The 24,143-nt window shown below is 53.4% G+C and carries 21 protein-coding genes; 8 read left to right on the top strand and 13 right to left on the bottom strand.

The window, feature by feature from the left end:
- Positions 1-85: 85 nt before the first annotated feature.
- A complete protein-coding gene (locus tag ABWV47_RS04630) occupies positions 86-226 on the bottom strand; it encodes a hypothetical protein (protein ID WP_353308813.1) in 141 nt (46 codons plus the stop codon).
- 323 nt (positions 227-549) lie between these two features.
- Complete coding sequence (locus tag ABWV47_RS04625; protein WP_353308810.1) at positions 550-2,892, bottom strand: ankyrin repeat domain-containing protein; 2,343 nt, start codon at positions 2,890-2,892, stop codon at positions 550-552.
- A gap of 539 nt (positions 2,893-3,431) precedes the next feature.
- On the opposite strand from ABWV47_RS04625, the gene ABWV47_RS04620 reads away from it, so the two are divergent.
- Genes ABWV47_RS04620 through ABWV47_RS04600 form a run of 5 tightly spaced genes read left to right on the top strand, consistent with a single transcriptional unit; the run spans position 3,432 to position 6,347 of the window.
- The gene (locus ABWV47_RS04620; protein ID WP_353308808.1) at positions 3,432-3,980 is read left to right on the top strand and encodes a hypothetical protein; all 549 of its coding nucleotides are present in this window, start codon (positions 3,432-3,434) and stop codon (positions 3,978-3,980) included.
- Positions 3,977-4,147: a hypothetical protein gene (locus ABWV47_RS04615; RefSeq protein WP_353308806.1), complete on the top strand. Its 171-nt coding sequence runs from the start codon at positions 3,977-3,979 to the stop codon at positions 4,145-4,147. Before ABWV47_RS04620 ends, ABWV47_RS04615 begins: the two co-directional genes overlap by 4 nt.
- Positions 4,144-5,124: an aldo/keto reductase gene (locus ABWV47_RS04610; RefSeq protein WP_353308804.1), complete on the top strand. Its 981-nt coding sequence runs from the start codon at positions 4,144-4,146 to the stop codon at positions 5,122-5,124. The genes ABWV47_RS04615 and ABWV47_RS04610 overlap by 4 nt, the downstream gene beginning before the upstream one ends.
- Entirely contained in the window at positions 5,121-5,957 is an 837-nt protein-coding gene (locus ABWV47_RS04605) for an amidohydrolase family protein (RefSeq protein WP_353308801.1), read from the top strand. The genes ABWV47_RS04610 and ABWV47_RS04605 overlap by 4 nt, the downstream gene beginning before the upstream one ends.
- A 60-nt stretch (positions 5,958-6,017) precedes the next feature.
- Complete coding sequence (locus ABWV47_RS04600) at positions 6,018-6,347, top strand: L-rhamnose mutarotase (protein ID WP_353308799.1); 330 nt, start codon at positions 6,018-6,020, stop codon at positions 6,345-6,347.
- A 3-nt stretch (positions 6,348-6,350) separates the two neighbouring features.
- Here ABWV47_RS04600 and ABWV47_RS04595 read toward each other — a convergent pair whose 3' ends face one another.
- The 7 genes from ABWV47_RS04595 to ABWV47_RS04565 form a co-directional block, all read right to left on the bottom strand.
- Positions 6,351-8,798: an acylphosphatase gene (locus ABWV47_RS04595; protein ID WP_353308797.1), complete on the bottom strand. Its 2,448-nt coding sequence runs from the start codon at positions 8,796-8,798 to the stop codon at positions 6,351-6,353.
- A gap of 155 nt (positions 8,799-8,953) precedes the next feature.
- On the bottom strand, positions 8,954-9,847 hold the full coding sequence (locus ABWV47_RS04590; RefSeq protein ID WP_353308795.1) for a hypothetical protein: 894 nt from the start codon (positions 9,845-9,847) through the stop codon (positions 8,954-8,956).
- A gap of 128 nt (positions 9,848-9,975) precedes the next feature.
- A complete protein-coding gene (locus ABWV47_RS04585) occupies positions 9,976-11,532 on the bottom strand; it encodes a hypothetical protein (protein WP_353308792.1) in 1,557 nt (518 codons plus the stop codon).
- A gap of 204 nt (positions 11,533-11,736) precedes the next feature.
- The gene (locus ABWV47_RS04580; protein WP_353308789.1) at positions 11,737-13,923 is read right to left on the bottom strand and encodes a xanthine dehydrogenase family protein molybdopterin-binding subunit; all 2,187 of its coding nucleotides are present in this window, start codon (positions 13,921-13,923) and stop codon (positions 11,737-11,739) included.
- A 4-nt stretch (positions 13,924-13,927) separates the two neighbouring features.
- On the bottom strand, positions 13,928-14,392 hold the full coding sequence (locus ABWV47_RS04575) for a (2Fe-2S)-binding protein (protein WP_353308786.1): 465 nt from the start codon (positions 14,390-14,392) through the stop codon (positions 13,928-13,930).
- A 39-nt stretch (positions 14,393-14,431) separates the two neighbouring features.
- Entirely contained in the window at positions 14,432-15,274 is an 843-nt protein-coding gene (locus tag ABWV47_RS04570) for an SDR family NAD(P)-dependent oxidoreductase (RefSeq protein WP_353308784.1), read from the bottom strand.
- Positions 15,256-15,504, bottom strand: a complete 249-nt coding sequence (locus ABWV47_RS04565) for an SDR family NAD(P)-dependent oxidoreductase (RefSeq protein ID WP_353308782.1) — start codon at positions 15,502-15,504, stop codon at positions 15,256-15,258. Before ABWV47_RS04565 ends, ABWV47_RS04570 begins: the two co-directional genes overlap by 19 nt.
- 162 nt (positions 15,505-15,666) lie before the next feature.
- On the opposite strand from ABWV47_RS04565, the gene ABWV47_RS04560 reads away from it, so the two are divergent.
- On the top strand, positions 15,667-16,560 hold the full coding sequence (locus ABWV47_RS04560; protein ID WP_353308779.1) for an AraC family transcriptional regulator: 894 nt from the start codon (positions 15,667-15,669) through the stop codon (positions 16,558-16,560).
- Here ABWV47_RS04560 and speB read toward each other — a convergent pair.
- Genes speB through speA form a run of 4 tightly spaced genes read right to left on the bottom strand, consistent with a single transcriptional unit; the run spans position 16,553 to position 21,743 of the window.
- On the bottom strand, positions 16,553-17,404 hold the full coding sequence (speB, locus tag ABWV47_RS04555; RefSeq protein WP_353308777.1) for an agmatinase: 852 nt from the start codon (positions 17,402-17,404) through the stop codon (positions 16,553-16,555). The two genes, ABWV47_RS04560 and speB, sit on opposite strands and share 8 nt — an antisense overlap.
- On the bottom strand, positions 17,401-18,570 hold the full coding sequence (gene nspC, locus ABWV47_RS04550) for a carboxynorspermidine decarboxylase (RefSeq protein WP_353308774.1): 1,170 nt from the start codon (positions 18,568-18,570) through the stop codon (positions 17,401-17,403). Before nspC ends, speB begins: the two co-directional genes overlap by 4 nt.
- Before the next feature lie 52 nt (positions 18,571-18,622).
- Positions 18,623-19,834 (bottom strand): saccharopine dehydrogenase family protein, encoded by a 1,212-nt coding sequence (locus tag ABWV47_RS04545; protein ID WP_353308772.1) that lies wholly within the window; start codon positions 19,832-19,834, stop codon positions 18,623-18,625.
- 19 nt (positions 19,835-19,853) lie between these two features.
- Entirely contained in the window at positions 19,854-21,743 is a 1,890-nt protein-coding gene (speA, locus tag ABWV47_RS04540) for a biosynthetic arginine decarboxylase (RefSeq protein WP_353308769.1), read from the bottom strand.
- A gap of 381 nt (positions 21,744-22,124) precedes the next feature.
- Here speA and ABWV47_RS04535 point away from each other — a divergent pair, with 381 nt between their 5' ends.
- Together ABWV47_RS04535 and ABWV47_RS04530 are read left to right on the top strand one after the other, a co-directional pair.
- The gene (locus ABWV47_RS04535; protein WP_353308767.1) at positions 22,125-22,694 is read left to right on the top strand and encodes an ImuA family protein; all 570 of its coding nucleotides are present in this window, start codon (positions 22,125-22,127) and stop codon (positions 22,692-22,694) included.
- A complete protein-coding gene (locus ABWV47_RS04530) occupies positions 22,636-24,111 on the top strand; it encodes a Y-family DNA polymerase (protein WP_353308764.1) in 1,476 nt (491 codons plus the stop codon). The genes ABWV47_RS04535 and ABWV47_RS04530 overlap by 59 nt, the downstream gene beginning before the upstream one ends.
- Positions 24,112-24,143 lie beyond the last annotated feature (32 nt).

Here is a 24,143-nt window from a genome sequence, read left to right as displayed (position 1 = left end):
GGCTGGCTGTCAGTGATAGAGGCAACCGGGTGAGCGATCAATTGTTGCGATTTCAAGCTGGTATTTTCTAGTACATGCGTGGCACTCATTCGTGGATCTTGGCTCCCCAGCGCTGCGTCGCATCATATGTTTTGTGAGACAGGTTCAGCTCGGCGTCAGAACTCTCCAGCATCACTCCAGCGTTGTCGGCCATCCGCACTTCACGATTCAGGAAGCGATTATCCATCAGGCATGGTGTCATTGGCTGCGCTGACGTCTATGGTGCGCGCCGAACCTGCCTTTCCCCTCCTTGCTATCCTGACATCTGGCAACGGCTTAGTGTGAAATAGGGGCGCTGAAGGTGGGCGGAGACCAGATCAGATTTTGCTATCAGCTCTAAAGTATTGGCCGTTGTGGCAAAATAATTGCGGATGGGTGCTTTGTTTGGAGCACGATCTCCGAGTGCTTAGAAGTTAGTAGACACCTGGGGTTCACGATGTGTTTTATTTTTGTGTGCGCAAGGCAGATTTGAGCCGCTGCCTTGCTTGAGTTGGAATTAGCGTCGAGAGGCTACTTGCCGTTCTTACCCCGGTTCTTACGAAGTTGAGCAATCTTTTTACGTTCCCATTCTTCGCCAAAACTCTCCACATGTTCCTGTGCGATCTGCAGCGCACCTAGCCCTTTGCGATTGCGGAAGAAGAAATCCACGCCCAACTCCGCCAGATCTTCCATATGGCGGATCAATACGACGGGCTTGAGATCTTTGTCTTCTGCGATCAAATGCGCCGCAGTCTCGCCCAAACCCGTGCGCCAATTGATGTCAAAGCCTTTGTCGAGCAATTGTGTGATCAACTGCATCCTGCGCGATTTGCCTAGTGCAGCCGCCACATGGAGAGCGTTGTGATTGTCGCTGTTGCGCGCATCCAAATCTGCGCCAAGATCACAGAGTTCGACCAAAGCTTCTTTCTTCTCCGCTTTGGCTGCGAGGTGAAGTGGTGTGTTTTCATGTGGGTCGGTCACATTGATATCGGCGCCAAGCTTAACCAGCGAGCGGATGTGAGAAGCGTGCCCGGACATCGCTGCGTAGTGCAACGGAGTCAGTCCTTCAGCATCGACTACGTGGGGGTCAGCGCCCATGCCAACAAGCGTTTTTATAGCTTGCGTGCCGTCGGAACGGCTGGACCCCGCGGCAAGATGCAAGGGTGTGACGCTTTGTCGGTCAGTGGCTGCAGGGCTGAGACCCAAATCATATAGGGCTAAGATGCCCGGCATATTTTTGGCTTCGGCCGCGGAGTGCATTGGAGTCCGCCCTCGATCGTCTTCCGCTTCGATTTCAGCCCCCAAAAGGCTAAGTATTTCGAATTTCTTGTGCGCCAATGGTGAGCGGGCAGCATAGTGAAATGCACCTTCTCCAATCTCGGACGTTGCGTTTACGTCCACTCCTTCCTCGATCACTTTCTCAAAAATTTCAAGGTCAGAGCATCGGGCGGATGAATGGATCAGCCCCTCGCCAAAACGATTGAGTGTCTTAGTATTTGCCCCCAATTGCGACAATGTCGCGAAGGATTTACGTCCCAAGGCTTCCATCGTGGAATTGATGGGGGTTTCTCCCTGTTTGTTTTCTTGCTCTAGGTTGGCACCAAATTCGTGCAGTTTTTTAATTACCTCGATATGGCCAAACTTAGCTGCGAAGTGCAAAGGGGTCTCGTTGAATTCATTAACGCAATTTGCGTCACATCCACTTTCGAGCAACGTTTGAAGAATCTCTGTTCGCCCCCATCGCGCGGCGTCATGCAACAGGCTAGCGCCGTAAGTTCGGTGTTTGGTCAGATCAGCGCCAAGTTTCTCTAAAGCTCGGAACGACGCTGGATTGTCGGCATTGATGGTGAGAAAAATAGGTGTTTCTCCACGACCATTGGTGGCTTCCAAATCTGCGCCAAGAGTTTGGAGCTTACGCATCGCGACAAGCTGACTAGCGGCGGACGCGGCATGTAGAGCAGTGTTCCCTTTGTTGTCGCGGTCCTCAAGGCCGATGCCAAGATCGCGCAGGCGGTCGAACAGACGGACATCGCCCAAGGCAGCAGCTTTGTGAAGCAGTGTACCACCGTCTTTGCGGCGCGCGTCCGGTTTCGCACCCATTTTTACGAGAGCGTCAAAAATGTGACCACCATCGCGCGAAGAAACATAGAATAAGGGTGTTTCGCCGCGACTGTCTTGAGATTCCAAGTCAGCGCCAGCGGAAATCAAAGCAGTAACAGCATGCATGTTGCCAGCTGTCACGGCCATGTGAATAGGCGTCATTCCATTGTCGCCAGGAGTAGAGATGTCCAAGCCAAACGCAGATAATTTCGTGATGGCATCGACATTGCCGACCCTCGCCGCGATGTGCATGGGCGAAAGTTTTTGCGTGTTTGGTAGGATGAAGTTGAATCCAAAGCCAACCAGTCTATCAAGCTTGGCTTCGGGGTCGTCTGAGCGCACCGCGCCTTCTAGTGCTTGAAAGAAGATCAGATGCGAACGATCTTCTCCTTTGAGTGCCGTGGCTATCACATGCTCCATGGTCTGTATCGAGCCGTATCGGGCAGCCCAGGTGACGGCTGAGGCTTCTGGCGCAATGTTGAGATCAATTCGAGCGCCGTTGTTGAGTAAGAATGAAAACACATTCGGTTTTGCAAGCGCTGCTGCAAACAACAATGGGCTGGTGCCATAAGCCCCTTGAAAATTTACGCCACTTCCGGAACGCGCGGTTTCGCGAACGGCTTCGAAATCATCCGTGGCTATAGATATCATCAGTTCTGAAATGTCGCCGTTGCGCAGGAGGTCCGCGACCGGGCCGTCTTGATCAGTTGCAGATGTGGTTCTGATCAAGGCAAAGAGGTCTTCTGCGGTTTCGGCGAGTACTCGTTGATCCAATTTTCGGCTCCCATCACTTGGTGGTCCAATCGAGTAGAGACAAGAAGTTGAGAGACTCTGAAAATATGACTCCGAACCTTCAAAAAGTTTCACGGATTCCATGTCTGATTCCGAGGCAATGGCCCCAAGATCTTGGGGGATTTGGCCTATCCGGCGTTTGGCGTTCGGTTGGTTTGATTGAAAAGTGTATGTTTTTTAGTGTCTTATGGGGGTTGTTTGAGATTTGTATTTTATTGAAAATAAACATTTTGCTGAGTTCAGTTCTGTTCTAAATATAAAAAAACATTTGTGTGTGGTGTGATGGCACCCTCACGCGAGGAGACCCATATGCCACAGCGAAGAGATGGAAATACGACTTTAACTGCGCGTGAGCCCCGCCGGTTGCAGAAAGTGGCCACGAAGTTTGGCGTTGTGAACTATGTAATATGCACGGGTGAGACGCTACGCTTCTTGAGCGGCACCTGCAGGAAAGAGTTTCGCGCTGTTTTGGGCGTGAAATGAGCATACCTTGTCAAAACTCAATCTGGAACTTTCACACATTGGAAAATGTCATGCCGGATTTCAGTTCATTGATCTGGAAACCTAAGTTTCTCGCAAGAGAGCGATGGCACCACATGTCACAAGAAGATCCGACCTATAAGACCAGTTTCAACCGCAGCCTAGGCTATGTCGCTGGGGGGGACAAATTAGGGTCGCTGCCTTCTGAAATCGAGTTGTGCCAACTCCTGGGGATCAGCAGGACAGCCGTGCGCGCCATTCTGGCTCGTTTGAGTGAATTTGGTGTCATTCAATGGTCAGGGCGAAATCCAACGGTTCTGACATCCGGCATTCATTCAATCTTAAATCCAGTTCAACTGCCAGATCTAGGGAGACGGTACTTGCTTGATGTGGAGCCTGCTGGCTCAACACAATATAAAATCGTCAAAACCATAGAAAAGGCTGAGAGCTTTGAATTGAACTCACTTGGTGGAAATGTGGTGATTTTGCGCTCTAGATGCGTTTCGATGGGTGGGGCAGAGATTTTCCCGGTTTTGATATTCGTCTCTCGATCAGACACTTACGACCCGGTGGCAGCGGATTGGATATGAGCGATGATCGTATTCTAAAAGGCATTGGGTCGTCGGTTGTCGCAGGTGATGAAATCTATTGCAAGCTCACCAGCCTTACCGAAGGGCGGGTGACAGCTTCCGAAGCGCGTGACGATTTGGCGTTAGCAAAAGCGTCACCAAGCGAACCTAGCTGTAAATCAATATGAAGGACAGAACAGTGCTGAATGAAAACCATAAGTTGGCGTTCGGGTGTTCCGGCATTGCTGGTCTATATCGACAAGTCTCTGAGTTGGAGGCAGAGACCGTGCTGCAAGCAGCTTGGGATCTTGGTATTCGTCATTTTGACACAGCCCCCCATTATGGACATGGATCAGCTGAACATCGGCTGGGTCGATTTCTCCGTGGCCGCTCCGGTTGGGTGTTGTCCACCAAAGTTGGGCGATTGCTCGCGCCTGACCTATCGCCGCCTGCCGTTGCCAATGGCTTTCACAGCGCCCTTCCATTTTCACAGCGTTTCGATTTTTCTTATGATGGGATCATGCGGTCAGTTGAGGACAGTTTTCAGCGGCTTGGCCTCAATCGTATTGACATTGCATATGTGCATGACATTGGAGACCCAGACGCTGGGACGAACACACACGCGCATTTTCAACAGCTATTGGACGGTGGCGCACGGGCGCTAGAAGAGCTTAAGTCCAGTGATGTTATTGGTTCCGTTGGGCTCGGGGTGAACACCGTCGAAGTCTGTGAGCGTTTGATTGGAAAGATGCCCATTGACCTAATTTTGTTGGCTGGTCGCTATACGCTATTGGATCAATCTGCGGAGGTGCGCCTCTTTGAGCGACTGCGAGCACATAAAATTCAATTGGTGATTGGCGGCGTATACAACTCTGGTATTTTGGCCACTGGCCCTGTGGCAGGAGCGAATTACGATTACGCACCAGCAACGCCAGATATTTTGGCTCGGGTGCGCGAGATTGAGACCATCTGCCATAAGCACGATACAGCATTGGCAACCGTTGCTATCCAGTTTCCGAGCCGAAGCGATGTCGTGGCCTCAACACTGATTGGAACAGCGAAGGTTCGTTCGCTTGAGCGAAATGTGGCGCAATTCAACGAAACCGTCCCCGATGAGCTTTGGTCAGCCTTGAAAGGCGCAGGCGTCATTGGAGCGACAAAGTGATTATAGATGCTCATCAACACTTTTGGACCTTGGCGCGTGGCGACTATCCTTGGCCAAATGAAGACGTCGCTGCGATTTTCAAAGATTTTGGTCCGCATGATTTATTGCCATTGTTGAAAGAAAATGGCGTGACACAAACAGTTTTGGTGCAGGCAACTGATACAGTTGCTGAAACCCAGTATTTGCTGGAAGTCGGCAACAAATGCGACGTCGTGGCCGGGGTTGTTGGTTGGGTCGATCTCTCCGCGCCTAACGCAGTCGATGTGATTGATAAGCTTCGGATTGACCCGATGCTCAAAGGGCTGCGGCCAATGTTGCAAAACATCGATTCCACGGATTGGGTTTTGGGAGAAGATGTGGCGGTGGCCCTGTCCCATATGGAGCAAGTTGGTTTGCGATTTGATGCTCTAATTCAGCCACGCCACTTGGGTGTTGTTGAAGCATTGGCACAAAAATTTCCGGATTTGCAGATTGTGATCGATCATGTGGCCAAGCCAGCTATGGGGCAGGGACAGATGCCTGACACAAAATGGGTGAGCGAAATGAATAGTTTAGCCAACTTTGAAAATGTGTTCTGTAAGCTTTCAGGGATGATTACTGAGATTGGACCTCAATGGGTTTTTGAAGATATCGCGCCGTTTGCCCGACATATTTTGCACTGCTTTGGTCCGGCCAAAACCTTATTTGGTAGTGACTGGCCGGTGGTGAACTTGGCTGGAGACTACGGGCGCTGGATGAAGGTTGTGGAGGTGCTGCTAGAACCTTTTGAAGCATTCGAACGTGACCAAATCATGGGGATAAATGCTCAGAAGTTTTACGGACTGCGCATGTAGGCCTTCGGGACGGGAACGAGACTGAAGGCAACTCGGGAACAGCATTTGGACAGAAGTAATATGCAACGTATGGGCATGGTTATTGGGCTAAAACCAGAGCATTTGGATGCTTACAAGAAGCTTCATGCTGATGTCTGGCCAGAAGTCTTGGCGCGGCTGAAGCAGTCGAACATATCAAACTACTCGATATTTCTACGAGAACCAGAGAATGTAATGTTCTCCTATTGGGAATATACTGGCGATGATTTTGAAGCGGATGCGTTGTCGATTTCAGAAGATCCGGTGACACAGGCGTGGTGGAAGGTATGCGGCCCAATGCAAGAGCCGTTGTCGACGCGCAACGAGGGCGAGTGGTGGGCAAACATGGAGCAGGTGTTCTTTCTTGAGTAAGATCTAAATTGGTTCCTGCGTTTTGTCTGGATTGGCGAGGACCTTTGTTTGATTTCCTGCAAGTACGTCAGCAATTGCAGCGGCGATATCAGTGGGTGGTCCTGATGTAGGCTTTGCGAAATCGATATGTGCCAAGTGCGCGCTGAGGCATTGGAGACGCCAAGTTTGAAGGGGAGCAGATGACTGGCGGAAGGTAAACCTTCCCCGGCCAAATCCTGGAATAGCGGCAGCTGCGGCTTCCGCAGTTTGTATCAGGGTTGGCGGTGGAGATATCAACGTTCTAAAGGTTTCGCCATCTCGTATAGCGGCAGCGATTGCAGTGTCGCTCACAACCACCACTTCCAGTTGCTGGGAAGTGCTCCACGCCTCCATGCGCAATGGATAACACTCCGGGGGAATTCTGTCTGCCAAACGCGTAAAGTCAGTTTCACTTGATATAGCAACCGAAACACGTTTTCGCCAGTTTCTGGACAAGTGCAACATGCCTGAAGTTGGGGGTTTTGACGTTAGTTCGGCGACGTCTTTAGGAGTGAGCAGTAGTGTGAGCTCCGTCATTGGAATACCGGCGGAGCCCAACACCGTACGCAGAGAAATGAGGCGTTTGGGGCGAGCTAGGTAGGCAGCAAGGCTCGTGGGCGCCTTGGTGTCCCAAAGTGTCAGTGTGTGTGTGTCTTTGCGAGCTAGGATGTCGGTTTGCCAATGCGCTGTCTCATCACCGGCTCTTTCTGCGATTGCGGTTGTGAGGTCGCCCGGCATGTGTATTGAATCAAGTGCCTCTTGTGAGGCGTGTATGTCGCTTGATGCGAGGGGATGGATTGGATGCTTTGTGTCAACCAGAATGATGCGGCCCCGCAATTGAGCATCTCGAGAGACGTGCGCGTAGTGCCTCAGAGCTTCATCGCGCCTTATCTTTCCTAAAGCTATCACAGTTGTAGAACCAGCTTGAATATCGCCTATTGTACTCAAAATCTCTTTTGTCTTAGGCGACAAAGAGCCTGAAACATGCAGCTCCCAAGTGGAGGATTTCCATCTTTTGAACCATTTTCCTGGGACAGCCGATTTCAGCGCTGACTCGAAGAAATTGACGTAGTCACCGTGCGTCGCATGACGAAACACACCACCAAAAGGTCGATTGTTTGCTTCGCAGAAGACGGTGCAGGCGTCGTCAATGGAACGGGTAAAGTCCTCTGAGAGGATGTCAAATCCCCAAAGACTGCCGGCACCTAAGATCTTTGCTGCGTTGATGCAGGTAGCGCGAATGGTGGGGTGTAGCAGGTCTGTGATCGTGATTTGATCGGCGCCGTCCGATGTGTTTGGCCGCAAACCCAACAACACGAACTGACCTTCGTTTGGAACACTGTCATAGCTCAAGTCCTGATGTTTCATCAGGTCTTCGGTAAGCGCGTTGCGTGGGATCGGATTCTGCGGACCAATGCCAGGCAAAGTCGCACGATCTTTGTTTTTCTGTTCAACAAGCGCATCGATGGTGTCTTTGCCATTTCCGATCACGTTGGCCGGTAGGCGCAAGTAGGCGACCACAAACGTGTCTCCCGCTAAAAGAACCCGTAGGTCGACGCCGCACACATAGTTTTCGACAATCACACGACCGTCGGGTGACGCGTGCTTTGCTGCAGCGAAGGCTGCGACAAGTGCGTCCCCATCAGCAACGTTTGTGGTTACACCGTCGGAGTTTGAGCCGTGGCTGGGTTTCAGTACAATCGGTCGACTTTGCGCTTCCAACAATGACTTGGCATCAGATAAGTTATCGGTTGCATGGCTCTCAGGGGTAGGCAAATCCGCATGCTGCAAGACCGCCATAGTCAGGGACTTATCGTTCGCAACAAGGGTGTCGAGTTGTGAGGCGGAGCTGAGACGGGTACTACTCATACCAAATCGTGTCGTCGCGTCTTCAATCAAATATTGGCGCGGTGCGCCTTGGTCGACACGCATTACAACCATATTGGCTTGCTCTGCAGCATCTTCAAGTTGGCCGAACCCCCAATCTGATGGAACGGTTTCGACACGATTATGTGTGCGCAAATCTTTTGGAAGAGCATCATAGACACGTTGGCAAAGCACAACATAAGACGGATCGAAATGTAGCTCAATTTTTGGGGGCTGTGAAGCAGCGGCAGTTGGCGGCGTGCCTTTCGAGCCAAGAACTTTAAACGTTCGAAATTGGCGCTGTTTGACGTGACGAACGGCTACATCGGAGACTGTCGCTCGACTTGGGCCTGCCTTGAGTTCCATTTCAAAAGCAGCTGCCTGAGATGTTGTTGCCGAGAACATCAACTCTATACGGTCGGCATTGTTACGTACCCATCCGCCGATGCCTAAGGCCCGCGCTCTCTGACGTGTCCAGTTGCGAAATCCTACACCTTGAACCGTGCCTTCTACCAAACAGTGGAATGACAACAGTTGCGAGTCTTCTGGATTTTTTGCACCGTCCATCCCGTTTGCCTCCGTTTTCGACGTGCCTGCTCTAACCGGCTTTTTCAAAGCCAATTTGAGATCAGTTTAGACGAAAATATCTGTTTCTGTCTGTTATTTTTCCGGCGTTTACCGGGGGGCCAGTCCGCCCAGCGTCAGAATACGGTGCAGGGGCGTCAACGGACCCGTGTTTTGTGTGTTTTCCCGATGGCGCGGAGCACGGCGTAGGTTGCTTGTTGAAGACGTTCGAGGCGTTCAGATTCGGATGCTGGATGATCGTCGTTCTCTCCGGTCAAATCAGACATATCAAACAATTCGGAAAGGTCTGAACAGTAGGTTTTTCGCACATATGAATTGTCTTCTTCACAAGATTGCATGATTTCTCGACGCTCTGAGGTGACATAGCAGTCACTGGAACGCACAGCGCCTCGCGTATTATGACGTGAAATTTCTCGGATCAGATAGCGTGTATTGATATCCGTCGTTCGGTTCAAAACGCCGAGGAGATGGGAAACCTCATAGGATAGAGTTAAATTGGAAGGGGGTGTGTCTGGCATTCCCGTCACTTGCGTATCAACGCCAATATGGCCAGCGAAATCCTTGACGATATCACCATCAGGAAAGGCGCTGCGTTCGAAGGGACGCACAATCATAGAGTCCTTGCCGAAGAGTTCCGAGTAGGCGTCTAAGACCTCACTGTAGTGCACCGCGTTGTCGCGGCGTGTCCAGTATTGTTGGGGGGTGCCCCGGAAGCGGCCATTTTTCAGCGCCTGCTTGAACATGGCTTCTAGGAATTTGTCCTGACGCCGGAGATAAGCAACGATGCGAATGCGGTGTTTGAACTCTTCGGAAAATTGCTTTGCAAAGGCATCTGCAAGCGAAGTGCGAAAGAACATTTCAGAGGACAAAACGTGCACGTGATCGGGTTGGCGGTCAATCTCATGCATGACGTCATGGATTAATGGTGCGACGTCGCCATTGCGTTCAACAACGGCCATTTGATTGTGAGCCGCACGCTTGCGACCCGCCTGCACGAAATTGACGCCGTTTGCATAGAGCTCTTTGTGCATGCCCCAAAGAAAAGCCTGAATCGACGTCGATCCGGTTTTTTGTGTTCCAATGTGGATATAGATCGGCTTGGAGTCTTTGTTCATGTCACTCTTTCAAAGCGGCAGTTTCCACAGGGAAGGCCACGGCATTATGTGTCCAACAAGATATCTAGATTTTTCAGATCTTCCCAAGGGGGAGATTTCCCCAATGCCTTCATAACCACATGTTTTGTGTCTGAGGTGAAAGGGATCACACCAAGCTCTGGAGCGCCATCATGTTGCATGGTTTCCATGGCTTTACGTGACAGCCGATATCGCGGTCGCAACCGCATTGAACTGTGCAAGAGCAGCCGGTCATTGAAGGGATTGACGTGATAGGCGTTGGTGGATGCATTCAACAGGGCTCCAAGAGCGTGAGGTTGCACAAGCTCCAGAAACGCGATGTCGTAAATGCGGCTATGTGCATTTTCCGGAAGCGTTTTCATCCATTCCAAATAGCGGGCGCCCCATCGGTCAAGGTCTTCTTGGTTCCATTTGTTTTGGATGCGTAAGCGGGACAGTGCGAAATTTAGGTCGAATGGTTTGTCCAGCAGATGTCGACCATATTGCTGTGCGCTAAGAATGCCGATCAGATTGCCTCGGATAAGCACATCGTGTTTGGGAGCCAAAACGTTGGCCAGCCCTGCGCGAGGGTCACGGGTTCCCGCTTCAAAGCCGGTCCGAATGGCCGCGTCGTTAAAGCGCTGCGTATTGTTCCATCGTGTCAAAGCCTCTTTGTGCGTGTCATCAAACACGTTGATCACATGGTGAGGAATGCCAAAAGCTTTGCACACATTGGAGGCGATTAAGCTGTCGACAAGTGTGTTGTGGTTGGTCGCGTGAGAAAAAGCACAGTTGAGTTTGTCCAGCTGTCCTTTGCCAAAGGTGAGCAGCAAACGGCTGTCATGGCCGCCGGAGATCGGCAGGCAACAATCGAAGTTCATCAGCAGGCCGTGCATGATTTGCGTCAACCGGCGCTCCATGCGATGGATTAAACCGGTTCGCCGGGGGCGCATTACGTCAAATGCCGTGTCGGACAGAGGCCAAATGCGCTTTAGTTTAAAGTGTTTAAGGTCCAAAAAATGGTTGGGGAATGCCCTTACCACTCGTGGATCACTCGTGTGCTCAAACCCGTAGTACTGATGGCCGTTCAGAATGGCGTCTCGGTCAAAAAACGTGTTACTTTGAGCCTCGCCATACGCAGCAAGCGTATTGCTTGAGGCGATCAATTCGGATTGCGGGTTATAGACAACGGATTGGTCAAGTGCTGCGTCAAAGTACATGCGCGCGCCGCGTGCAGTGCAGAGGACAATTGTGAAGCGCCCAGCAATTCCATGTATAACCGTTTGTGCTGTTTCAAAAAAATTGTCGGCGCCTTGCTCTGATGGTAGGAGCAGAGCTTGCTTTACAGGATGACCGTCGCGTGTGATCCCAATGCCAAGAAACCACCCAACAAGTTCGCCTGTGGCATCCAATACAGAGGTGACTGGTAAGTCAGGGCAGGCCTGAAGGATCCACCCTCCAACCTTGTAAGGGAGCCAAGACGGACAAGTCTCAAGGGGTGTCTTTGACAGCGTGAACTGAAAGCGAAATGTATCAGCGAAGTCACGGCCATCACGCTCGCATAGGTTTTTGGCCACCAGACTATTTTCGGAAATACGCTCCACACCTTCATCCGACTATGACTTATTTGGAAACAAAAACGACGATTTGTAAGCTTTGTGTACGGGATTAAATCTAAACAAACAATGTGTGATTGTAGAGGAAAAGCCTTCATGAAAATTATGCGGTGAATTGCGTGCATCGTCGCATGCGTTCCAACGGTCGGAATACCCGCCCCCCTGTCGTAAGCCAAAGGGGCGGACGTGTTTTTAAGCGAAGTAGACGCCGTTTTCGCTCATTGGCAACTCTACGACGTGCTCCGGATTATCAGGCAGAGCCGCAATCGCATTTGCCAGAGCTGGTGCAGACGGAGGTGTTCCAGGCTCACCAACACCGGAAGGGGCCTCTGCAGAGGCCACGATGTGAGTCTCGATCGCTTTGATGTCCGAAATGCGCAGAGGCTCGTAGTCCGGGAAATTGGCCTGTTCCACTGCACCACCGTCCAGTGTGATCTGGTCGCGCATGGCGTGGCCGATACCATAGCCAATGCCGCCCTCAATCTGGGCAATCACAGTGTCCGGGTTCACGGCGATGCCGCAATCCACAGCGGCGGTGACTTTTTCGATAACAATGCCGTCGTCGTTGTTGCCCGACACTTCTACCACTTCGGCCACGTAGGACCCAAAGGATTTGTGCACCGCGATACCTTGAGTTCGGCCTTCAGGAACATTGCCCCAGTTAGCCTTCTCAGCCGCCAGCTTCAGAACACCGGCCTTACGCGCGGCATCACCTTCGCCGGTGAGGTAGGACAGGCGGAAGCCGACCGGATCCTGACCTGCAGCTTTCGCTGCCAGATCCATCATCACTTCCATCACATAAGCGGTGTGTGTGTGACCCACGGAGCGCCACCATAGAACGGAGGTCGCTTTTTCGGTGTCGGTCAGACCCAGAGCTTGACCGGGGATAGAGTATGGGCTGTCTGCGATCCCTTCCACAGTGGAATGGTCAATCCCATCAATCACGGCCATCGCCTCAAAGGCGGTGCCTTTCATGATCGACTGACCGGCAACCTGGTGATCCCAGCCCACGATGGTACCGTTGTCGTCCAGACCCACGCGCACTTTGTGGCCAACGGCCGGACGGTAGTAGCCGCCACGCACGTCGTCTTCACGATCCCAAACCAGTTTCACCGGGCGGGAGCGGTCGGTCATTATGAAAGCCAGTCCAGCTTCAACCTGATAATCGGCATCTGGTGTGGCGCGCCGACCGAAAGAGCCACCGGCGAGCAGACTGTTCACTTCGATCATGTCTGCGGGCAGTTCAAAGATCTGTTGGTAAGCCATGTGCGGACCGGTCGGCATCTGCGCGCCATCATGCAGCACGATTTTGCCTTCTGTGGTCTGCTCGATCGTGCAATTTAGCGGTTCCATTGGTGCGTGTGCAAGGAGTGGGAAGTAGAAAGTTCTCTCAACAACTTGCGCTGCGGCTTCAACGTTGGATTTGACAGCTGCGCGCTCCGCTTTGTTGACGTTGTAGGTCGGCTCTGTTGCCAGAGCGGCCATGATCTCGTCTTTGATCTCGCTGGAAGAACGCGTCTCAGCCGCCGACATGTCCCATACAACTTTAAGGGCTTCGCGCGCTTGCATCGCCGCCCAAGTGTTTTCGGCGTAAACCGCAACACCGTGACCGGTTGGCAGGGCCTGCGCCATGATGAAGCCTTTGACCTCTTTGGAGGCGCTGTCATCAAAGCTGGCCACAACGCCGCCTTTTTGAGGGGTACGACGCACCATGACGACCATCTGGTTGTCGAGCTGAACGTCCATCGCAAAGTATGCTTGGCCGTTGACTTTGATCGGACTGTCCAGACGACGAGTCTGGGTGTTGCCGATCAGCTTCCACTCAGATTGATCACGCAGACGGGGCTCGGCTGGAACCTCCATCTCAGCAGCAGCTGCCACAAAATCACCCATGGATGCAGAGTTGCCGCCGTCGGTGATCATACCGTCAACGATGTCCAGGGACGAAGCGTCTACGCCCCACTCTTTGGCGGCAGCGTTGATCAGCATCTCGCGGGCGGCTGCGCCAGCGGTGCGGTACTGCATCCAAGAGTTGGCCATGGCGGTAGAGCCGCCGGTGCCTTGGAACGGACCAAAGAACAGGTTGTTGTAGACCTCTGGGTTCGACGGGGCGAACTCATAGGTGATCTGATCCATGGTGACGCCCAGTTCTTCGGCGATCAGCGTGGTCAGGCCGGTGGCTGGGCCTTGGCCGAATTCCACGTGTTTGACCATTGCTATGGCTTTGCCATCTGCGCCGATTTTGACGAAGTGGTTGAGCATCGCATCAGCAGAACCGGAGGCTGCCATTGCGCCTTTGGCGTTGGCACCGATGTAGAGTGCTGCGCCGGCCGCTGCTGCGCTTTTGAGAAAGCCGCGACGAGAAAGATTAACAGTCATTGTCTTATGCCTCCAGAATTTCGGCTGCACGCTTCACACCGGCGCGGATACGCTGGTAGGTGGCACAGCGGCAGGCGTTGCCATACATGTATTCGTCGATCTCATCCGCAGTTGGCTTGGCGTTTTCACGCAGCAAGCCGACAGCGTTCATGATCTGACCAGATTGGCAGTAACCACACTGAACAACGTCCAGTTCCAGCCATGCTTGCTGTACAGCGGCGCCGACTTTGTCTTCCTCCATCTTTTCGATGGTGGTGATTTCTGCGTCCGCGACATCTTCGATGAAGGTCTGGCAGGACCGCACTGGCTCACCGTTTAGGTGTACGGTGCAGGCGCCGCATGACGCGATCCCGCATCCAAATTTGGTGCCAGTGAGTTTGAGTTCGTCACGGATGACCCAAAGAAGTGGGGTGCCGGGTTCGGCCTCTACTTGGTGAGTCTTACCGTTGAGTTTGAGCGAAATTGCCATGGCTTGCGCGTCTCCCTTTGGCTTTTGGCTAGGTAGTGCTTAGTTCGACTTTTCGAAGTCGGCGAAGGCTTCCGCGTAGTCCGGGTGCCAACGCGACAGGGCAGGGCGGTTTTCTATAATATCGCCTACAGCCCACTTCACACGACGTTTGTCACGCTCTGGTGAAACGTCGTTGTCGGGGCAAAGGATGTAAAAATCCCCGGCTGCCATTTTCGAGATCAGGTAACTTACTGTCTGCTCCGACGTCCAAGCCGCAGCAGGTCTCTCAGAAATACGCGCCGCCACCATGCCGGTGTAGGTGAAGCCAGGCACAAAGAGGTGGGAGGAAATTGGCGCACCGGCCTCACGTAGCTCATGTGCGAGGCTCTCGGTTGCGGCTTTTACACCCGCCTTGGACACGTTGTAGGCCGGGTTGCCGGGCGGTGTTGTGATGCCTTGTTTAGACCCAGTATTGATCACTACGGCGGGCCGATCTGCAGCCACCATCCGTGGAAGGAAGGCTTGCAAACCATTGATGACGCCAAAGAGGTTGACTTCCAGTGTCGTGCGCCATGAATTCGCTTGGTCCCAGCAGCTGCTGGGGAGACCAATACCGGCATTGTTCATCAAAATGGCAACTTCGCCATGTGCAAAGGCGGCATCTGCCAGTGCCTGTACGGCTGAAACGTCGCTGACGTCTGTGGGAACGGCAGCAACTTCGGCGCCAGTTTTTAATATGTCACCGATTGATTTTGCAGCGTTGTCCAGTGCTGCGCCGGGAAGATCGGCGAGCATGATGCTCAGGCCAGCGCGAGCAAAACGCTCGGCGGCTGCAAAGCCGACGCCGCTGGCTCCGCCAGTTACTACGGCCCAGCCTCCTGCCACTAATGCCTCTTTGTACATGATTGCCCTTCCTCTAGTTGTTGCAGGCCGAATTGTGCTTTCGTGCCGCCGATGAAGGTGGCTGTCACCGCCAGACGGGGTGCGAAGGTGCTTTCAATGCGTGTCGGCTCTTCTTCTTTCTCCGGCCTGGGTGTTATGAGAACAACGTTCCGGCCACGCTCGGCGAAGAAATTTGCAGTCACTTTGCCGATGCCAGAAGATGCGCCGGTGATTAGAATGGTCTGAGGCATTTGAAGAAAGACTCCTCAAGTGGTGTCGCTTCAATCTAGCATGACCTCCGATCTGTGCCGTGCCTTATTCTCCAAATCGTTTGCCTATTTCTCCGGGAGGTAGGTTTTTTTATTCCCATGTCCTCTCAAACCTCTATATTTTTTTGGAAGGGAGTGACTGGGATGGTACCTAAAAATCTGGTTCATGACGTTTTTGAACATGTGAGATCTCAAGGGGCTTTGGGCGCTGGGTGCGCCACAGGGATCGATGGTTTTTTTGCATTTGCCAATGATAGGACCACTGAATGCTCCGCCGCATTTTATGAACCAATCATGTGTTTGGTTCTGCAAGGAACCAAAGAAGCTTATCAGGGTGGTCGCGTCATCCGCTATGGTGCGGGAGATACCTTGATCGTGAGCCACGCGGTGCCCGTTGAGGCGGCGGTCATCGAGGCAAGCAAAGATTCGCCTTATACGGCGTTGTTGCTGCAATTGGACTTGGCGCTGGTGCGCAGTCTCCACGATGAGATCGGCGGTATCAAAGATATAGCGGATGATATACATTCTATAGACGCAGCCGTCTCTGATGCGGCGTTGCTGGATGCGGTGGCACGGCTATTTTGGCTGTCACGCGATCCGGTGGAGCGACAGGCGCTTGCACCACTGGTGCTCAAGGAAATTCATTTTCGTCTTTTGCGGGCGCGCCATGGTGGTATGTTGCGGCAGCTGCTGCGACGCGAGAGTCCGGCGAGCAGAATCTCCAAAACGATTGCGTACATCCGGGACAACTATCGGGTCGCGATACCCGTTACAGACTTGGCCGCTGAATCCGGAATGAGCCTGTCGGCGTTTCATGAGCATTTCAAATCCGTAACCTCAACCACGCCACTCCAGTATCAGAAGGAATTGCGGCTTCAGGAAGCGCGGCGCTTGCTGACCGGTGGGCAGCTATCGGTTGCGGCGACGGCCTATGATGTTGGCTACGAGAGCCCCACTCAATTCAGTCGCGAATACTCACGCAAGTTTGGTATGTCTCCAAGCGATCACAAAGCCAGCGGGGCATTGTTAGCTAGCTAATGGCGGCAGCCATCAAACGATAGACAATTTGTGCAGCGGTGAAATCCCATGTTTCGTCGCCATTTGGCGCCAGTTCAACCACGTCGATGCCCACACATTTGCGCCCTTTGAGCGCATTCTCAACCAGGTGAAGTGATTGGTAATAGCTGAGCCCGCCGGGAACGGGAGTGCCGGTCGCGGGCATCTGACTGGGATCAAGCCCATCCACGTCGTAGCTGACATACACTAGGTCAGGAAAGTCCTTGGGTAGATCGATCGCGTGCAGGCCTTTGGTGACCAGATCCTCGGCGTCGACAAAAAAGACGTTATTGGAGGCACGGGATTCGGCCTCTTGCGCGCAGAGCGCGCGCACCCCAAATTGGGCAAGCCGGATGTCATGCTCTTCAGACAGCAGGTGCATGACTGAGGCGTGTGAGTGTTTCTCTCCCTGATAAGCGATGCGCAAGTCGGCATGGGCGTCGATCTGGATGATGCCCACCGGCTGGTTCAGCGCACGCATGACGCCGGAAACAGCGCCATAGGTTAAAGAGTGTTCTCCGCCAATGGTGACGGGGATCTTTCCCGCTTTCACAATGGTTTCTGTGTGACTCGAAATCCGGCTCATAACCGCCGACAATGGGCCGTCACACGCCATGGCTTCATGGGTGAAAATGCCGTGTTCGCAAGGCTCAAACCCAAGGCAGAGGCGTTCCAACTCGTTGGAGGCTTCCAGAATGGCTGCAGGACCTGCGCCGGTGCCTGCGCCATAGGACACGGTGCGCTCCAATGGAAGCGGAAGGACATGAAACAGAGCGTCTTCGGTGCGCTCACTTGGTGCGAGTTCAGAGTTTAGAAAGATGCTCATGACAGGCGGTCCTTGAAATCGCTGTAGTGAAAGGTTTTTACCATGGTGAGAGAATCCGAGTCGCTATTCCACAGTGATATCGCGGGCAAGGGCACGCCATTGAACGTATTGGTTTTGACCATGGAATAGTGCGCTTGATCAAGAAAGGCGAAGCGCTGACCGATCTGAAGAGGTTGCTCCCATGTGTAGTCCCCGATCACGTCGCCTGCGAGGCAGGAAGGCCCGCCAAGACGGTAGGTGTGGCCCTTTTGGGCTTCATTAATAAGTGCGGGGCGATAGGGGGCTTCGATCACGTCAGGCATATGGCAAGTCGCGGAAATATCCGTGATTGCCAGCGGAACGCCATTGGTGGGAAGGTCAAGGACTTCGCCAACCAAAATGCCAGCGTCCAAAGCCACGGCCTCACCGGGTTCGAGGTAGACCTCGACGTTGTGGGTTTCGCGGATCTCTCTGAGGAAACTCACCAAAGCGTCGCGGTCATAGTCTGCGCGGGTGATGTGATGCCCGCCGCCGAAGTTAAGCCATTTGAGCCGGTCTAAATAGGGTTCAAGCTTGGGCGCAACAGCATCCCATGTGCGTTTTAGTGGCTCAAAGCCCTGCTCGCAGAGTGTGTGCATGTGTAGCCCGTCTACACCGGCGAGGGCTTCAGGTGACAGTTTGCTGGCCGGTGTGCCTAGGCGAGAACACGGGGCGCAGGGATCGTATTTGGCGATCTCACCTTCTGAATGCTCTGGGTTGATGCGTAGGCCGACGGAGACCCCTGCAGCCCGTGTTTTGGCGAGAAAGCGGTCTTTCTGTGCAGGGCTGTTGAAGATAACGTGGTCAGACAACATAAGTATTTCGTCGATGTCGCTGTCTTTGTAACCTGCGCAGAAGGTGGCCACCTCGCCGCCGTAGTCTTCGCGCCCCAAACGGGCCTCGTAGATGCCGCTCGCGCAGGTGCCGCACAAATATTGGCGCACCAGTGGCGCAAGACTGAACATCGAAAAAGCTTTGAGCGCTGCGAGTATATGGGCGCCGGAGCGGTCGGAGACGTCTTTTAGAATGTGCAAGTTGCGTTCAATCGCGACCTCGTCGACCACGAAACAAGGCGAAGGGACACGGCTCAGGTCAAAGCTGCGAAAAACGCTCGCATCGCCGGCTTTGGTTTGCATCATGTCGGCCATCTGCGGCTCCTCAAGGCCAATGAGGACGGCACAAATGCCGTCCTAGGTAATTTTAGAAATCGACTGGGCCGTCGAGTTCCTGCACTTGCCATGGCAAGCCATGCGCGTTCAGCATGTCCATGAAATTGTCTGGATCGAGTTGTTCCATGTTCCACACGCCCGGCTCCGCCCAATTTCCCTTCAAGACCTGTGCTGCGCCAATCATAGCCGGTACGCCGGTGGTGTAAGATACCGCCTGGGAGCCCACCTCTGCAAAGCACTCTTCGTGATCACAGATGTTGTAAATATAGTATGTTTTTTCACCCGAGCCGTTTTTGGCCTGACCCGTGGCAATGTCGCCAATGCAGGCTTTGCCTTTGGTCTGCTCGCCAAGATCACCGGGATCGGGCAGTAGGGTTTTGAGAAATTGGATCGGGATAATCTCTTGGCCATTGTGCATCACTGGGTCGATCCGGGTCATGCCTACGTTTTCCAGCACTTTGGCGTGCATGATATAGGCATCACCAAAGGTCATCCAGAAGCGGGCGCGCTCTATTTCCGGGAAGTGGGTAGACAGGCTTTCCAATTCCTCATGATACATAAGGTACATGTTTTTTGGGCCAATACCGGGGAAGTCAAACGCGACCTTATGGGTCATGGCCGGCGTGGTCTGCCAATCACCCTGCTCCCAATGGCGTGCTTCTTGCAGCACTTCGCGAAGATTGATTTCAGGATTGAAGTTGGTAGCAAATGCTTGCTCGTTGGAGCCGCCGTTTGCATCCAGCACGTCGATTTGGCGGATGGTGTCGAGCTTGTGTTTCTTCAGCCATGTCGCGAAAACGGATGTCACGCCTGGATCAAAGCCTGAGCCGAGGATGGCTATAAGGCCAGCCTCTTTGAATTTGTCCTGATAGGCCCACTGCCAGTGGTATTCGAACTTGGCTTCATCTTCGGGCTCGTAATTTGCGGTGTCGAGGTAGTGGCACTCGGCTTCAAGGCAGGCATCCATTAGTTTTAGGTCTTGATACGGCAGCGCGAGGTTCACGAGGATATCGGCATCGGTTTCTTTGATCAGCGCTACAGTTGCAGAGATGTCCATCGCGTCCAGCTGAGCTGTTTTGATGTCCACTCCGACGCGTTCTTTTACGCTTTTGGCGATGGCATCACATTTCGATTTGGTCCGGCTGGCCAAAGTGATCTCTGTGAAGATTTCAGCGTTCATCGCCATTTTGTGGACGGCAGCGTGGCTTACACCACCTGCGCCTACGACGAGTGTTTTTCCCATTTTAGCCTCCTGACCAAAGTTATTCGAAATAAGTGTAGCCATTCATCGAATCGCGGTACGCCCCGATCAACGTCTTACGTTCGCTAGTTGCGAGTTTACCTGCAGAAATCGCCTCATCCACCATCTTGCGGAAAGCTGCGATACAGTCGGCTGGATCATACTCAACATAGGATAGTACCTCTGCAATTGTGTCCCCTTCTTGTTCATGCAGCAGATCAAAGCCACCATCCGCACGCAGATCGATGGTGACCACGTTGGTGTCGCCAAAGAGATTGTGCAGATCACCTAGAGTTTCTTGGTATGCTCCAACAAAAAAGACGCCGAGGTAATAGGGGCGATCTTCGGGCAGTGAGTGCACTGGTAAAGAGGGGGCGATCTCATTGGCCAGAATGAACTTATCGATTTTTCCGTCGCTGTCACATGTGATGTCTGACAGTACCGCTCGGCGATCCGGTGGGGTGTTCAGCATTTGAAGCGGCACAATCGGGTGAAGTTGGTCAATGGCCCACACATCGGGAAGCGACTGAAACAGCGAAAAATTGCAATGGTAGACATCTGCGATCTTTTTGAGTTCGTCACTCAGGTCGCTCTCAGGTTCTGTGGTCCGAACCAAATCTTTGATGTGTGTCATAAGGTTAAGATAGATGCGCTCAGCACGTGCCATTTGGCGCAAATCTACATGGCCACGCCGGAAGAGCGCGCGCAATTCGTCGCGATAAAAGCGAGCGTCATTCCAGCATTCTTGAACCCGCTCCGGTTTCAAATAACTCAGCACTGCGGCCAGGTCAGTGACGAAGTGATGGTCGTCGCTTTGGGCGCTGGGTGCGTCTGGGGCATCAAACAGAGTGCTTTCCAGTACATCAAACACAAGCATAGAAGAGGTGGCTGACACTGCGCGCCCGCTTTCGGTCACCAGAATGGGGTGGGGGGCATTGGCGGCATCCATTGCGTAGGCCACTGTTTCTACGATGTTTGAACAGTATTCCTCTACTGTGTAGTTGACGGAGTTCTCAGTGGCCCGCTGTTCGCCTGTGTAGTCCACCCCCAGACCGCCGCCGAGGTCAAGATGAGTGAGCGGCACCCCCTCGTGAGTCATTTCTGTGTAGTATCGGCATGCTTCAGTTGCGGCGCGCCGCACGTCGTTAACGTCTGGCACCTGGCTTCCCAAGTGCGAATGTTGCAGTTTGAGGCAATGCAGCAGGCCAACGCCGCGCAAGCGGTCCACCACTCGCATCAATTGATCTGTGTTCATGCCAAATGCGGAGCGATCGCCAGAACTGCTTTGCCATTTTCCACTGATCTGATTGGTCAGTTTTACACGCACCCCCAACAGCGGGTCTATGCCTAGCTCTTGAGCCACCTCGATTACGATTTCTGCTTCTTTGGGGCTTTCCAGCACGATCACCGTATTAAATCCGAGCCGTAGAGATAGGATTGCAAGCCGTACAAATTCAGCATCCTTTACGCCGTTACATACAATGAGCGCGTCTTTGGATAATTTGTGCGCCAGCGCAATCACGAGCTCTGGTTTGGAACCCGCTTCCAGACCAAAATCATACTGGCGGCCAAAATCGACAATGCGGTCAACGACCTGAGCTTGTTGATTGACCTTGATTGGGAAGACGCCGCGATAGGGCGCGCGATAGTTGTATTGGGCGATGGCCTTGTCAAATGCGTTATTGAGTTGGGCGATTTGGGTTTCAAGAAAGCTTTTAACCCTCAGCAATAGGGGGCTGGCAATGCCGCGTTGTTGCAGATCCTGAAGGATGGCGGGTAGGCTAAAGGGCGCCACATGCGGGTTCGCAGGATCACAGAGGGCCACATCTCCATTTTGCAGGGTGGTGACGAGCCCTTTTCCCCAACGGTCGATGCCGTAGATTGAAGCGGAAAGGGGGAGTTTGTGAGGCAATCGAGTGCACCTTGGTTAAAAACTGTTAAGAAGGGGCGCGCGGAGTCTTGCGGCCGCGTCGTATGGCGCAGGCGAAATGCGTTTTGGGATGCGGGAATCTAGCCAAGCCATGGGCGCGTACTCCGGTCAATGGTCGTCGCATAAATTGTTCGCGGGTCTTAGAATTCGCACTGGGCTGTGTCAAACGAAATTCATGGTGCTGGCGTTGCCTGACAAGAGATCTGAAGAGTTTTGATCGGGAGGGATGCGCAAAAGGCGGCGCGACTTGGCGGATGCGGAGTGAGTTGCGCGCCCAAAAGCGCACACATGAGGCTCTTTATGCAGTCTCGGCTCTACAACGGGCGCTCTTCACATCGCGTCTGGTGATGGTATTGTTGATGGATGACGTCTGCTTCTAACGTGCCTTTTTTTCCGCCGATCAAGACTCGTACACATGAGGTGTGCGGTGCTGGGGCTTACATGTTTGCATTTGCCCTCGCGGCGCGGTGTGGTGGTCCGGTGTTGTGGATCCGCGAAGGTTGGGACAAGCACCAGATCAACCCCGTGGGATTTGCGGGGTTTGTGAATCCGTCTGAGGTGATGGTCTGCATCACACAAACCCAATTGGATACCCTTGCGATCGCCGAAGAATCGCTGCGCTCAAAGGCGGTCTCACTTGTTGTTATGGCCCTAAATAAACCGATCGGTCTGACCGAAGGGCGGCGTTTGCAACTTGCCGCGCAGGCTGGAGAATCAACTGGGCTTGCGATTATTCCTGACGGCATGGGCAGTAATGCGGCGCAAACTCGGTGGCGATGTTCCCCGATTTTTGATGCTGATCAACGGGCGGAGGACTCGACACTGCAGAGTTGGGAACTTATAAAGAACAAATCAGGAACGCTTGGAGCATGGCATGTTCTTTGGGACGCAGCGTCGCATCGTATCGTTATGGTTTCCCCGTCTGGCAAGTGATCGGGTTTTGCGCCAGCGCCCGGTGGATGGGCCCTTTGCACTGACGCTGAACCAGAAAAATACCAACCGGATTTATTGCCTGAACACCGCCGCAATTAAACAGGGGCTGCATCGAGGGATGTCTTATGCTGACGCGCGCGCCTTTTGCCCAATTCTGAAAAGCCGTGAGGCGGATGTGGATCAAGATCATCGGTTCCTGCGCCTGCTTGGTCGCTGGGCGACGCGCTATTGCCCATGGGTCGGCTTGGAGGAAGATGGGCTGGTGATGGACATCACGGGGGCGGCGCATCTGTTTGGGGGGGAGGCGCTTATGTTGGCCGATATGCAGGCTCGTCTGATGCGGGCGGGTCTCTCTGCGTGCATAGGCTGCGCAGACACACGGGGCGCGGCTTGGGCCTTGGCGCATTATGGCGAGGGCATTGCCCCACCCGGCGATATGTTGTCGGCTTTAACGTCTTTGCCTGTGGCGGCTTTACGTATAGAGGAGCCTATTTCCGTGGCCTTGCAGAGGTTGGGGTTGCGCAGCATTGGCGATCTGGTCCAAGCGGCTCGTGCGCCACTGAACCGCCGCTTTGGTCCCAGTCTTTTAGGGCGATTGGATCAGGCTCTGGGCGCGCAACCGGAGGAGATTTCTCCCCTATCAATTTCGGTGCAATATGCGGTGCGGATGACCGTCCCCGAGCCCATTGGGTTGCTCTCCGATGTGATGGCGGGCACAGAGCGGCTGCTTTTCCAGCTTTGTGCAAAGTTGAAGACTCAAGGGATGGGTGCGCGTAAGCTTTGCCTGACTCTACGTCGGGTCGATCAGGGCCAACAGCAGGTCGAGCTACGTTTGGCCCGCCCGCTGCGAGATCCACAGCGCATCCTTCCGCTTTTTGAACGTGGTTTGACAGAGATCGACGCGGGGTTTGGCATTGATCAACTGCGCCTAGAGGCCACACAGGTCGAGACCTTGCCTGTGCAGCAGCTTAACCATGTGTCAGATGGCGGCAGAGACCGGCTGGATGATTTGGTCACCCGTCTTGGAACTCGGATTGGGTTGGAAAATATTCATCAGTTTATTGCGGCTGACAGTCACATTCCCGAGCGTAGTTTTATGGTTGCACCTGCCGCTTACTCAGACCCCGCCGGCCCTTGGATCAGCACAAAGCCCCGTCCTATCTGTCTGTTCCCACCAGAAGCCATTGCAGCAACTGGCCTGCGCCCCCCCAAACAGTTTCGCTGGCGGCGGATGTCTTTAACCACCGGGCGTGCCACGGGTCCCGAACGTATAGCGCCGGAATGGTGGTTGGAGGATGATAACTGGCGTTCTGGGTTGCGGGATTATTGGCGGGTTGAAACGCGACAGGGGCGGCGGCTTTGGCTGTTTTATACCCCACAGAACCCCGGCTGGTTTGTTCAGGGCGAATTTGCATGACCGATGCCCTCCGCCCGTCACCAGATGTTGCT

Origin of the sequence: Shimia sp. NS0008-38b (assembly GCF_040370365.1) — a bacterium.
In the GTDB taxonomy this organism is placed as follows: Bacteria; Pseudomonadota; Alphaproteobacteria; order Rhodobacterales; family Rhodobacteraceae; genus Shimia.
This window is presented reverse-complemented; position numbering and strand designations above follow the sequence as displayed.